Raw genomic sequence first — 13,086 nt, 5'->3', positions numbered from 1 at the left:
AAATTTTGTAGTCAGCTTTTTTATTATTTTTTATTATACTTTGCAACGAATTCCGAAAGCTTCTTCAGTTCCTCATCCGTACCTTTAAATACACCTTTAGGCATTGAACCTTTTCCCTCTTTCGCAATTTTAGCAATTTCTTCTGGCTTTAAAGTTAAGTTTTGCAGTGCCGGTGCTGCTGCCCCGCCTTGTAAATTGTCACCATGACATGTTAAACAAGTATTTTTTTGCATTAATTTATAGCCATCATCATTTTTATCAACTGGCGCTGTTTTTACAATTGCTCCTTGTTTTTTTGCAGCTTCCCAGTCGTGGTGTGCTACAGATTCCCAAGTTAAAAAGATAATCGATGCAATTGCTAAAAGCATAAATCCAGTTGCCACAGGACGCTTCAATGGACGTCTTTCTGGACCTCGATCAAGAAATGGAGCTAACAGTAATGCTCCAAACGCAATCCCTGGCATAATAAATGCTCCAATTACAGTAAATGAACCGGAAGCATACGAATACTTTAATAACTGATACAAGAATAAGAAATACCAATCTGGAAGTGGTATATATCCAGCATCTGTTGGGTCCGCCATTCTCTCAAGCGGCGACGGATGCGCCACTGTTAAACATAAATAACCGATTAAAAAAACTGCACCAACCATCCATTCTTTTAACAAGAAGTTCGGCCAAAATGCTTCTGTTTTCCCTGGGTATTCAGAATAGTCTTTTGGAATATTTGGTTTCCGAGCTACTGGTACCCGAGAATCTCCTACAAACTTCATCCCTTTGCCGCGATGCATAATCTCCCTCCTTTAGTTCTTTCCCCTTTAATTTAGCAATCTCTTATAGTGGACCGGAAATACCTTGTTTGCGAATCATGATGAAGTGGAAGGCCATTAAACCTAGAAGTGCTGCTGGTAAGAAGAAGACGTGAATAGCAAAGAAGCGAGTTAATGTTTGAGCGCCAACAATTTCGGAATGACCAGCGAGTAATGTTTTAATATAAGGACCAATGAGCGGTGTTTGCTCTGCAATTTGAATCCCTACTTTTGTAGCAAATAAAGCTTTCATATCCCACGGTAATAAATATCCGGTAAAACCAAGACCTAACATAACAAAGAAAATAAGAACACCAACAATCCAGTTTAACTCACGGGGCTTTTTATACGCACCTTGGAAGAAAACTCTGAGTGTATGTAAAAACATCATTACAATTACGAGACTAGCACCCCAGTGGTGCATACCACGAACAATTTGCCCATAAGCAACTTCATTTTGTAAATAGTAAACTGATTCCCAAGCATTTTTAATATCAGGCACATAATACATCGTCAAAAACATTCCAGATAAAATTTGAATTACAGTAACGAAAAAGGTAAGTCCTCCAAAGCAATAGACGAATGCAGAAAAGTGATGTGCCGGGTTTACATGTTCAGGTACTTCATGATCAGCGATATCACGCCATATTGGTGTAATATCTAATCTTTCATCCACCCAATCATAAATTTTATTTAACATCTACTTTGCACCCCCTCTTGGCTTCGCTTTTCCTAGATACAGCGTTCCATCTTTCACTTTAGACTCGTACACATCAAGCGGAGCAAGGGGTGGCGTACCTTTAATGTTAATCCCATCTTTTGTATAACGACCCCCGTGACATGGGCAAAAGAATTGATTCGGATGTGCTTTGTCCGAATTCCAGTTAACTGTACATCCTAAATGTTTACATACTGGAGAGAACGCAACAATGTCTCCGCTTTCATCTTTATGAACCCAAGCTGATTTTGGTTCTTCAGACTTGTACCAACCATCAACCTGCTTCACTTTAAAATCGAAACGCTTCGGCTCTGTTGTAATATCCTTTACTTGCGCAACAGCAACCATATCCGTTCCCGCTTCTTTTCTTAACACCGGATCAAGCGCAAATCGCGTCATCGGCATTAAAATACCGGCAGCCATAAAGCCTCCTACCCCTGTGAGTGTGTAATTTAAAAATTGTCTTCTTGACACGCGATGTTCTTTCTCGCTCACGAAAATTTCCCCCCTCTATCAGAAATTGTCCCCTCGTGATAAATTATATAAAAAATAAAAACTAGGACACTATCATGATATAATACGCTCATGCACAGGTCAATATCATACTACTCATAATAATAAGAACTTTCTGTTTATTATGAGTTTCCCCATTTCTCTTCCAACATCACCATTATATTTTTTATATGTGCATGAATAACTTCTCTTTTTGCTTGATCACTAAATTGTTCTAATGCTAATGAAGGAAACCAAAACAAATCTCCCTGTAACTCTTGCATATCCTCTTTCCATGAAAAATCACTTGTAACATAAGCAATATGCTTAAAACCTTCACTTCGTAAATGATTTGTCCATTCTTGCAAACGACCTTTTTCATTCTTTTGACTTTCTACCAAATACGTAAACGCAGGCAGTAAAAGCACTCTTCCCTTATACTCTCTTTCCAATTCCGTGCTCAACAATTCGATAAATTCACCTTGTTCTACAACCATTTTCATTTCTTTTGCTGCCGAAATTGATAACAGCGGTATTACTCCTGTATCAACATACTCTCTTGCTTGCTCAAACTGTTCCACATCTTTTACAATCCACTTCAAATTCCTTCCCTCCTTCACTTACAAATGACAGAACTTTCACTTTATATATATTAAACCATACTAAAAGAGGTAAAAAAAGAAAAACTACCCAATATAGGTAGTTTTTCTTGATGAAAGTCTGAAATTTGTAAAAATTTATTAATCCAAATAAATTCTATAAAGTTTTTAACTCTGCCGTTAATCTATGAAACGCTTCCTTATCTTGCTTATCTAACGCTTCATCAATTTGTTTCAAAAGGCGTTCTCTCCTAAACGAAAATACACTTTCTTCCAAAAACCTTTCTGCAAGTAAACGATCTTTTTCATTTACTTCAATATGCTTTGGTAGATATGGGTTTTCTTCTAATACAGCTACATAATTCGCATTTTGAAACGATGATTTAAAGTTGAGTTGAATATAAATATCCTCATCTCGATTTAAACGAATATCATGAAACGATTTTTCAGCATCTGTTGTCATAACATTTTGTTTAAAAAAGTGAAACGGTGTGTCTTTCACACAATTTGCTGACATCACTAAGCCACGCGGACAATATTTTGCATGCTCTACGAAGTGGACTTTATGCATCAATTGGTCGTGACTCATTAAATAATTCAGAATCCATACACATTCACGCTGTTTCAGTTGGTAATTATTCAAAAACCATTTTACAAAATCCTTCTTCTCGTTTACAGAAACAGGGGTATTCATAGCAATTAAGTCCCTCCTCTGTCTTTCTCTTTTCTTTTTAGATTCAAGAAGCGGCATTCAGTTTCCTTCCAACTTATGAAAAATCCTCTAAATTATATAACAACTCTTCAATATGAATTTGTGTCGGGTCTAGTTGTAATAACTGGGTAAATACTTCTTTCGCCTCTTTTCGTTTTCCTTCTTCCAATAAGAAATAACCGTACTCTTCTAAGAAGTCTGGATGATTCTTAAAAGAAGTATATGCACTTTCATAGTGTTTTAATGCATCCGAATACATTTCTAATTGTTTTTTTGCATACGCAAGATCCCAAAGTAGTTGTGTATCTGGTTCTCCACTATCAATAGCACGCTCTACAATTGCAATTAACTCTTCGTACTTTTCTTGTTCTTTTAAGATATATGCATATTTTAATGTTGCACCTAAATGCCCTGGATCTAACTCAAGCGCTTTTTGAAGAACTTCCTCTGCTTCTACTATTTTTCCTAATTTCGCCGCAATGTTCGCTAACTCTACATAAAATGGAACTGAAAGCTCATCTACTTTAATTCCTTCATGAAGCGTTTCATAGCTTTCTTGAAGCATTCCTTCTTTTTCATAGCTTTTCGCTAAATACATGTACAGTGATGCGTACTCAGGGTCTAATTCTTTTAGTTCTTGCCAAGCACCAATTGCTCTCTGATATTCTTCACCTTGGTATAATGTGAAGGCATATCCAAATAATGAGTGAATATCTTTTTGTTCCTCTAGGCCTGCTTCATAATAAGAAATCGCTTCTTCCCAGTTTCCGATCGCGCTTAACGTTTCTGCGAGGCGAAGTGCGATCACAACACCACCCATTACTTTATGTTCCGCTAATAGCGATTCATAATAAGTAATTGCCTTTTGTTCTTCACCTTTACTACTATATAATTCTGCTAACCCAAACGTAATAACAGGTTCATCAGGCATCATTTCTTTCGCCTTTAATAGTTTTTGCTCTGCTACATCATCAAAACCTTGCATTTGGAATAAATCTGCAACAAGTAATAACGATTGAACATATAAATCGTCATTTTCTGGAATATCATGAAGCACTTCAATCGCTTCATCTTCTTTATCTAGATCAATATATAATTCTGCTAAAAATACAGTGAATTCACTTTCTTCTGGATACAGTAAACGTAAGTCTTCAGTAATTGCTAATGCCTCATCTGTAAATCCAAGTGTATGATAGTAACGAGCGATATCATACTTCTCTTCATCATTCGCAATTTTTAATTGTTCTTTTAATAATTGTAATCCTTTTTCTGCTTCACCATTTTCAATATATGAAACAGCTTGTTCAAACTTTTGCATAAACGTCTCCTTTAATTCTAAAAAATATTCTCTTCTGTTCATTTATCATAAGCAACTCACTGTTAGAACGCAACCTTTAGAATGAGCATGCTTCTTCTTATACTTCTTCCTACAGAGTAGTTAATTGTTCAAAAGGTTCGGATATGACACCGATACCTTATCATCATCTTCTATTGTACCGCTTTCTTTTATGACCGTGCAAATAACTTCTCTCACTAATTATCAAGCCATACAAACCGTGGTTTACAGAATAACTTAATTAGCAGTCTTCAACCTTTATTTTGAATGCGATAAAAAAGGCTCCTATAATAGGAGCCTCCACAATCTCTTAAGAATATGTTTCTTCTTTCTGTACTTGCTCATTTACAAGCTCTTTCAGTAACTCTATAATTTCATCATTTTCTTCCTTCAAACCGACAGTAATACGAATACCATCATCGATACCAAATGCAGCACCAGAACGAACGATATATCCTTTTTTCATTAATCGTTCGAAAGCTTCATTACCTGGTATACCGAGTTTTAAGAAAATGAAATTTGTTTGAGATGGATAATAGAATACGTTATATTCTTTACAAAATGCATAATACTGATTTAAACCTTCAGCATTCTTTTGCACACACTCTTGTAAAAAAGCTTGATCTTCTAATGCAGCGAGTGCTACAGATTGGGCTACAGTTGATGTATTGAATGGTAACCTAGCTACTTCTAGCTGTCCGATTAACTTCGCATCCCCAATCGCATATCCGATACGAAAAGCAGCTAAACCATATGCTTTTGAAAACGTGCGTAAAACCATAAGATTTTCATACTTTTCAAGAAGTGGTAATGTTTGCGGATAGTCTTCTGCTTCCGCGTATTCATAATATGCTTCGTCCATAATAACGAGAGCCGACTTAGGAACTGATTCTAAAAATGAAAGTAATTTTTGTTTCTCAACATATGTACCTGTTGGATTATTCGGATTACAAATCCATACAATTTTCGTTTTCTCATCTACTTGCTCTAGCATTGCATCTAAATCGTGAATACCATCTTTAAGTGATACTTCACGAACTTCTGCTCCTTCAATAACAGCATGGTGATGATATTGTGAAAACGTAGGATTCGCCATTACAACGTTTGTTCCTTCATGTAGTAACGCTCGGCTAATCATTTGAATGACTTCATCTAATCCACTACCAAATAGTAGTTGTTCTGCTTTTACACCTAAATGTTCCGCTACTTTTGTCCGAAGTTCAAAGGCATATCCATCTGGATAAAGGGCATATTGGCTCGCTAAAGAAGTTAATGCTTCTGTCACACGTGCTGAGCAACCGAATGGATTTTCGTTGGATGCTAATTTCACAATTTTTGATAAACCATATTCTCTTTTTACTTCTTCAATGTTTTTCCCAGGCACATACGCTCTCAAAGTTAACAATTGCTCTTTCACTCTCATTTTTCTTCCCCCAGTCATTTCATTCAATTTGATTACAATACGGTTATAGCCCCTTACTGTAATCTTTTGTCATAACCGTCACTATTACGAGAATACCTCTAAATGAGCACTTCACAGCACTTCGCTATCATTTTAAACCATATCTTTTTGAAATGCCTCTAACGCAATATGAACAGTCTCATCTGAAATAGATACGACATTCACTACCCCATATTCCTGCATAAGCACCATATGAATTGCTCCTGCATTTGCTTTCTTATCTTGTTTCATCAATTGAACGAGGCGCTCTACATTCAAATCTCCTGGCATTTTTGGATAGCCGTATTTCAAGAACCACTGCTTCATATCTTCATAAGCAAGATCAACCTTGTACACTTGCTCACTTAAAAATATGGCGAATAACATTCCAACCGCTACACCGTCACCGTGAGTAATATTTCCATACCCTAGCTCTTTTTCAAGAGCATGTCCTAACGTATGTCCAAAATTCAAATGAGCACGTACACCCTTCTCTGTTTCATCTTGTGACACAACATTTGCCTTTACAGGAATCGCCTTCGTTAATATATGGATTAACTTCTCATCATGAAGATCCGCTAATGTTTGCACTTCTTCTTTTAACCAATGGTATAGCTCCACATCACCGATAAGAGCATGCTTTATCACCTCTGCATAACCTGAACGCCACTCTTTTTCAGGAAGAGACTGTAAAAACGGTGTATGATATACAACTGCTTCTGGCTGATGGAATGCACCAATCATATTTTTACCTAACGGATGGTTAATCGCTACTTTCCCACCCACTGCGCTATCGTGCGCTAATAAAGTTGTCGGAACCTGCACAAAGCGAATACCACGCATAAACGATGCAGCAACAAAACCAGCTAAATCTCCAATCATTCCGCCTCCAAGTGCAAGAATTAAAGAATTTCTATCTAATTTATTTTCAAGAGCTGACGTATGAGCCGCATAGAAATTTTCGAAAGACTTCTCTTTTTCGCCACTTGGTACAACAAACGAAAACACGTGCTGCTCTACTTGTAATGCATCGATAACTGTCTGTAAATGTAGTGATGCAACAGCTTCATCTGAAATAATCATTACGTTAGATACCGCTGGCTGCATATTTTGAACGATCGTTGTTAAGTTTGACAACACTTCTTTACCAACATGTACATCATATTCTTTTGATTTCGTTTGAATATGTATGTTTCCCATTAAAATCCCCTCGCATATTCATTATGTTTCTCAATATTTTCACGAATTAGTTCCATACGATCTAATCCGAATTGTTCTATTAAAGCTGTCGCTAATTCCCAAGCCACAACCGCTTCTGCAACGACACTAGCTGCTGGCACTGCACAACTATCTGAACGTTCAATGCTCGCTGTAAAAGGCTCTTTCGTATCAATATCTACACTTTGAAGAGGTTTATAAAGTGTAGGTATCGGTTTCATCACACCGCGCACAACAATTGGCATTCCAGTCGTCATACCGCCTTCTAATCCACCTGCATTATTTGTTCTTCGTGTATATCCATGCTCCTCATTCCACAGAATTTCATCATGAACTTCACTTCCTGGTCTATGCGCTGCTTCAAAACCAATTCCAATCTCGACACCTTTAAAAGCATTAATACTCATAATTGCAGCTGCTAATTTCGCATCCAGTTTTCGATCATAATGCACGTAGCTACCTACTCCAATTGGCATCCCTTCCACAATTACTTCAACGATTCCACCAATTGAATCACCATTTGCTTTCGCATCATCAATCGCTTTCATCATTTGGTTACCAGCTTCGTCATCTAAGCAACGTACAGGAGATGCTTCGGTAATACTCTTTAATTCTTCAATTGAACTATACGTAATCTCCTTAGCTTGTACACCGCCAATTTCAATTACATGGCCCGCTACTTTAATACCAAGTTCTGCTAACACCTTTTTAGCAACCGCACCAGCAGCAACACGCACCGTCGTTTCGCGCGCTGACGAACGTTCCAGTACATTCCTCATATCTCTATGACCATATTTAATCGCACCATTTAAATCAGCATGCCCAGGCCTTGGTTTTGTCACTTTCCTTTTCATCTCTTTTTCTTCTTGCTCAGTTAAAGGCTCCGCCCCCATAATTTTTGTCCAGTGTGCAAAATCACGATTTTCAACAACAAGTGCAATAGGGGAACCTAATGTTTCTCCATGTCTAACACCACTTAAAATTTGCACTTGATCCGTTTCAATTTGCATGCGTCTACCGCGCCCATATCCCTTTTGCCTTCTAGCTAACTCTTCGTTTATATCATCTGCTACTAAAGACAATCCTGCCGGAACACCTTCTATAATCGTTGTAAGTTGTGGACCATGAGATTCACCAGCTGTAATATATCGCATACGTTATTCCTCTTTTCGTATATGTATTTATCTCACTATATTAACTTTTATCATTCTAAAAATATTAAAGAAATTATATCATAAATCGACCATTTTCTTATTCTATATTTCCGATAGTCCTAATTTAAATATCAACATATCATAACAGTTCAAACTTCGTAACTAACTGAAAATAAAAAAAGTGCAAGAAGAATACCCCTATTCTCCTTGCACTTTTTACTATTATCACAGTGATTAAAGCGTTTACAAATTATTTCAAAATAATTAGTAAATCCATTCATTCATTATTTTTGAGTAGTCAACTAATTCTTCTTCTTTAAAGAAAATAGCAATCTCGCGCTCTGCGCTTTCTAAAGAATCAGAACCATGGATAATGTTTTTCGCAACAGTTACACCGAAATCTCCACGAATTGTTCCAGGAGCTGCTTCATGTGGTCTTGTTTTCCCCATCATGTTACGAGCTGTATCTACTACACCTTCACCTTGCCATACCATTGCGAATACAGGTCCAGATGTAATAAAGTCTACTAACTCACCAAAGAAAGGTTTTTCCTTATGCTCAGCGTAGTGTTGTCCAGCAATTTCTGGAGTGACTTGCATTAATTTTGCACCAACTAATTGAAAGCCTTTTTTCTCAAAACGAGCTACAATTTCCCCAATGAAGGCACGTTGTACACCGTCTGGTTTTACCATTAGAAATGTTTTTTCCATAAAAAATCTCTCCACTTCTGAATTATGTATGTAATTGTATATCCCCACACACATATTATCACCCTTATCACAATTGTGCAATAGTTTTGAAATAGAGAGATTATTTTATTTTTTAGAATAAACCTTAAAATTTTCGTTTTCCAATATACTTTGCAACATTTTGTAATGCGTACTTTGCTTTTCCACGTGGGAGTGGTTTTATTATTTCTAAAGCTTTATGTAAATAACGTTCACTAAACGCAAATGCTTGATCAATTGCTGTACTATTTTTTACAGCATCAATAATTTCTTGCATTTCACTTGCTGTTGAATTTTCATGTACAGATGTGATTTTCTGACGAAGTACGGGATCTTCCATCGCATATAAAGCAGGAAGTGTAATATTCCCTTGTAGTAAATCCCCACCAGCAGGTTTTCCAAGTTTCTCTTCTGTAGAAACGAAGTCTAAAATGTCATCAATAATTTGATAAGACATTCCTACAAAATACCCATACCAAAATAGACGATTTACCGTATCACGATTAGCACCAGCAGCAATCGCTCCCAATTGACAACTCGCGGCAATTAATAATGCTGTTTTTCGCTTTATTCTTCTTAAATACGTTCTTAAATTTTGGTCATAATTGTATTTATCTTTAATTTGTTCAATTTCACCTTTACAGACTTCTAAAATAGTATGTGATAACGCTTGATGTGCCTCTGGAATTTCGATATTGGTTATACATTCAAGAGACTTAGCGAACAGATAGTCCCCTGTATACATCGCAATACGATCTCCCCATTTCGCATTCACAGTCGCACTGCCGCGTCGTAAAAATGCAGCATCAATAACATCATCGTGAACAAGAGAAGCCATATGAATAAGTTCTAACGCAACAGCAACATGCTTAATCGCATCTAACTTATAATCTCCAAATTTCCCTGCAAGCAACACAAATACAGGACGAATTCGTTTCCCACCAGCTTCAATAAGCTGTAATGCTGCCTCTTCTACTAATGGCTGTTCAGAAGCGACTGTCTTTTTTAATTCTTTTTCTATCACATTAATATCCGATCGTAAAAAAGAGTACATAAGTTGTAACTTCATATTGTTCACCTTAACCTAAAACTTCTTTTTTCTATTTTGATTCTGGTTTAATTCCTAAATGCATTGCTGCTACCCCAAAAGTAAATGGTTTCACTTGCACACGTTCAAGTCCAGCTTGCTCAAACATTTGAGCCAATTCTTTCATCCCTGGGAACGTACTAGCAGATTCTTGAAGCCATGAATATTCTTTATAACTTTTCGCAAACATCTTTCCAAATAACGGCATGATATATTTAAAGTATAAAATATACCCTTGTCGAAAACCAATCATTGTTGGTTGAGATGTTTCTAAACAGATTACTTTTCCACCTGGTTTTACTACACGCGTCATTTCTTTTAATACGTGCATATAATCCGGTACGTTACGTAAACCAAACCCAATCGTCACATAATCAAACGTATTATCTTCAAACGGAAGTTCCATTGCATTCCCATGTAGAAGTTCTACTTGTTTTAATTGTAACGCCTCTACCTTTTGCTTACCAACAGATAACATATTTTCACTGAAGTCTAAGCCAACAACCTTTCCTTGCTCACCTACGGCTCCAGCTAGCGCAATTGTCCAATCTGCGGTTCCACAGCATACATCAAGCGCTTGACTGCCTGGTTGTACATCCATAATTCGCATCGTTTCTTTCCGCCACGCTTTATGTCTTTGAAAACTAATTACAGAATTCATCACATCGTATTTATCAGAAATCTTTTCAAATACGTCATGTACTCTTTCTTCTTTTGATTGTTGCATGCTCGTACCTTCTTCCAATGTAAAATTGCTTATGTCTTCTATTTATTCCTTAACACAGAATTTATTTCATTTATGTCTGTGTGATTTTCTAAAAATTGTTTTTCTTTCTTTCTCAATTCCTTCATCCAACCATTAATCACTACTTCTGCTTTATCCCCTAAAGCATCTTGCATAGCTTGAAAAACAGGTGAATGTTGCTTATCAGCATACAATTGAATTTCTTTTTGAAGGCGATTTCCACCTAATACGTATGTGATAAATGGCTTCCAATGTGATAACTGAAAATGATCACATGTTTTTTGAAGGAGCGCAGACTCAATCGTTACTATGCTTTTCATTATGTCATCCGTCGTTTCATGCGCTTTTTGGTATAACATAATTTTGTGTTCATTTATCTCTTTAATTCCTTCAGCAAGTGCACGAATTAAAACAATATCACGATTCATAGACAATAAATAATAATATAGTCCACTATAGTAATCGCCTGCAAGTACTGTTAATTGACGACATTTATGGAATTCAATCTCTTCCTCGCCTGCTTTATTTGATACCCTTTCATGCGTATCAAGCGCAATTTGTACAAGCATAATTGTTACTACGTAATGCTCAATTTGTTCTATATGTAAGTTTGCACTCTTTAAAGCACCATATAACAATGCTATCTTTTCTTCATCAATAAATGGTTCTTCAATATAGTTTATAAAATAAGGATGGCGTAATTTCTCCATCAATTTTTCTTTTATACCCGCATACCCTCCGTAGATGTCACACACAAAAAATCACCCTTGTTTTCTAATTCATAAAACTTATTATAACACATACACTCTATTTTCTATAACCAAAACTTGGCTACACCTACCATTCATGTAAGCAATCTTTCTAATCTCACTCTGTCTAGTTAAAACTATATCATTTATTTACTAAAAAAAAAAAAGAAAAGCAGTTTCCCGCTTTTCTTTACTTCGTTTTAATAAACGATAAAATTTCACTGCGCGCTGCAGCATCATTTTCAAGCACACCACGCACTGCTGTCGTTACTGTTTTCGCACCTGGTTTTTTCACACCACGCATCGTCATACACATATGTTCTGCTTCTACTACTACCATTACACCATGAGGCTCTAGTACTTCCATAATAGAGTTCGCTACTGTTGATGTAATACGTTCTTGCAGTTGTGGGCGACGTGCAATTGTATCTACGGTACGAGCTAATTTACTTAACCCTGTTACCTTTCCACCTTGCGGAATATATGCAACGTGAGCAACTCCATAGAATGGTACTAAATGATGCTCACACATCGAATAAAATGGTATATCTTTTACTAGTACAAGCTCTTCGTGATCTTCTCCGAATACTTTATGCAAATGCTCTTTCGGATCTTCATGCATACCTGAGAACACTTCTGCGTACATTTTTGCAACACGCTTTGGTGTATCAAGTACTCCCTCACGATTTGGGTCATCCCCAATCGCCTCTAAAATAAGGCGTACTGCATGTTCAATTTGTTCTAAATTAACTTTTGCCATCCGCTAGCCCTCCCGAAAACCTAAAAGTGATACGAACACATTCTAGCATATTTATGTTTTTAAAAGCAAAAAGAAGAGTTCCCAAAAAGGAAACTCTTCTTCCCTGTTAATATGTAAGGATTATTTAACCGCATCTTTTAACGCTTTACCAGGTTTGAATGCAGGTACTTTACTTGCAGCGATTTCAATCTCCTCACCTGTTTGTGGGTTACGACCTTTACGAGCCGCACGCTCACGAACTTCGAAGTTACCGAATCCGATCAGTTGTACTTTATCACCTTGTTTTAAAGCTTCTAAGATAGAATCAAAAACAGCGTCTACTGCTTTTGTTGCGTCCTTTTTAGAAAGGGAACTTGCTTCTGCAACAGCATTGATTAAATCTGTCTTGTTCATGCCATTCACCTCCTCCCAAAGATAAGACTGTATAATGATCATAAAATGAGTCTTACTTTCATTTGTAGGCAATTTTTGCAAATTCTATACTACAAAGATGTAGATAAATCATTATCAACGCCTATATTATACGATTCTCCTTTA

The 13,086-nt window shown here is 36.6% G+C and carries 15 protein-coding genes; all 15 read right to left on the bottom strand.

Annotation, left to right across the window (positions count from 1 at the left end; all coding sequences use genetic code 11):
* Window positions 1-23 precede the first annotated feature (23 nt).
* Complete coding sequence (qcrC, locus tag ACTL4X_RS07770; protein WP_000554603.1) at window positions 24-791, bottom strand: menaquinol-cytochrome c reductase cytochrome b/c subunit; 768 nt, start codon at window positions 789-791, stop codon at window positions 24-26.
* Between the two features lie 43 nt (window positions 792-834).
* Window positions 835-1,509, bottom strand: a complete 675-nt coding sequence (gene qcrB, locus ACTL4X_RS07765; RefSeq protein ID WP_000932700.1) for a menaquinol-cytochrome c reductase cytochrome b subunit — start codon at window positions 1,507-1,509, stop codon at window positions 835-837.
* Window positions 1,510-2,022 (bottom strand): menaquinol-cytochrome c reductase iron-sulfur subunit, encoded by a 513-nt coding sequence (qcrA, locus tag ACTL4X_RS07760; protein ID WP_001290418.1) that lies wholly within the window; start codon window positions 2,020-2,022, stop codon window positions 1,510-1,512. It lies immediately after the preceding gene.
* Between the two features lie 140 nt (window positions 2,023-2,162).
* Window positions 2,163-2,621, bottom strand: a complete 459-nt coding sequence (locus ACTL4X_RS07755) for a YpiF family protein (protein ID WP_000871313.1) — start codon at window positions 2,619-2,621, stop codon at window positions 2,163-2,165.
* A 154-nt stretch (window positions 2,622-2,775) separates the two neighbouring features.
* Window positions 2,776-3,312 (bottom strand): ReoY family proteolytic degradation factor, encoded by a 537-nt coding sequence (locus ACTL4X_RS07750; protein WP_001095925.1) that lies wholly within the window; start codon window positions 3,310-3,312, stop codon window positions 2,776-2,778.
* Between the two features lie 73 nt (window positions 3,313-3,385).
* Window positions 3,386-4,648, bottom strand: a complete 1,263-nt coding sequence (locus ACTL4X_RS07745) for a tetratricopeptide repeat protein (RefSeq protein WP_001168671.1) — start codon at window positions 4,646-4,648, stop codon at window positions 3,386-3,388.
* Window positions 4,649-4,976: 328 nt separating this feature from the next.
* Entirely contained in the window at window positions 4,977-6,089 is a 1,113-nt protein-coding gene (hisC, locus tag ACTL4X_RS07740) for a histidinol-phosphate transaminase (RefSeq protein ID WP_071740355.1), read from the bottom strand.
* A 132-nt stretch (window positions 6,090-6,221) separates the two neighbouring features.
* Window positions 6,222-7,307 carry a 3-dehydroquinate synthase gene (gene aroB, locus ACTL4X_RS07735; protein WP_000526819.1) on the bottom strand — a complete coding sequence of 362 codons (1,086 nt, stop codon included), beginning with the start codon at window positions 7,305-7,307 and terminating at the stop codon, window positions 6,222-6,224.
* Window positions 7,307-8,479 (bottom strand): chorismate synthase, encoded by a 1,173-nt coding sequence (gene aroC, locus ACTL4X_RS07730; protein ID WP_001269384.1) that lies wholly within the window; start codon window positions 8,477-8,479, stop codon window positions 7,307-7,309. Before aroC ends, aroB begins: the two co-directional genes overlap by 1 nt.
* Window positions 8,480-8,743: 264 nt before the next feature.
* Window positions 8,744-9,190, bottom strand: a complete 447-nt coding sequence (gene ndk / locus ACTL4X_RS07725) for a nucleoside-diphosphate kinase (protein WP_071740354.1) — start codon at window positions 9,188-9,190, stop codon at window positions 8,744-8,746.
* A gap of 124 nt (window positions 9,191-9,314) precedes the next feature.
* Complete coding sequence (gene hepT, locus ACTL4X_RS07720; protein ID WP_000776077.1) at window positions 9,315-10,277, bottom strand: heptaprenyl diphosphate synthase component II; 963 nt, start codon at window positions 10,275-10,277, stop codon at window positions 9,315-9,317.
* Window positions 10,278-10,308: 31 nt separating this feature from the next.
* A complete protein-coding gene (gene menG, locus ACTL4X_RS07715) occupies window positions 10,309-11,022 on the bottom strand; it encodes a 2-heptaprenyl-1,4-naphthoquinone methyltransferase (protein ID WP_001187674.1) in 714 nt (237 codons plus the stop codon).
* Between the two features lie 38 nt (window positions 11,023-11,060).
* Window positions 11,061-11,795, bottom strand: a complete 735-nt coding sequence (locus ACTL4X_RS07710) for a heptaprenyl diphosphate synthase component 1 (protein ID WP_000332847.1) — start codon at window positions 11,793-11,795, stop codon at window positions 11,061-11,063.
* 184 nt (window positions 11,796-11,979) lie between these two features.
* On the bottom strand, window positions 11,980-12,549 hold the full coding sequence (gene folE, locus ACTL4X_RS07705; RefSeq protein WP_001151482.1) for a GTP cyclohydrolase I FolE: 570 nt from the start codon (window positions 12,547-12,549) through the stop codon (window positions 11,980-11,982).
* Between the two features lie 120 nt (window positions 12,550-12,669).
* Window positions 12,670-12,942: an HU family DNA-binding protein gene (locus tag ACTL4X_RS07700; protein ID WP_001043860.1), complete on the bottom strand. Its 273-nt coding sequence runs from the start codon at window positions 12,940-12,942 to the stop codon at window positions 12,670-12,672.
* Window positions 12,943-13,086 lie beyond the last annotated feature (144 nt).

This window comes from Bacillus sp. RE35, from assembly GCF_052146655.1.
GTDB classification, from domain to species: Bacteria; Bacillota; Bacilli; order Bacillales; family Bacillaceae_G; genus Bacillus_A; species Bacillus_A cereus.
This window is presented reverse-complemented; position numbering and strand designations above follow the sequence as displayed.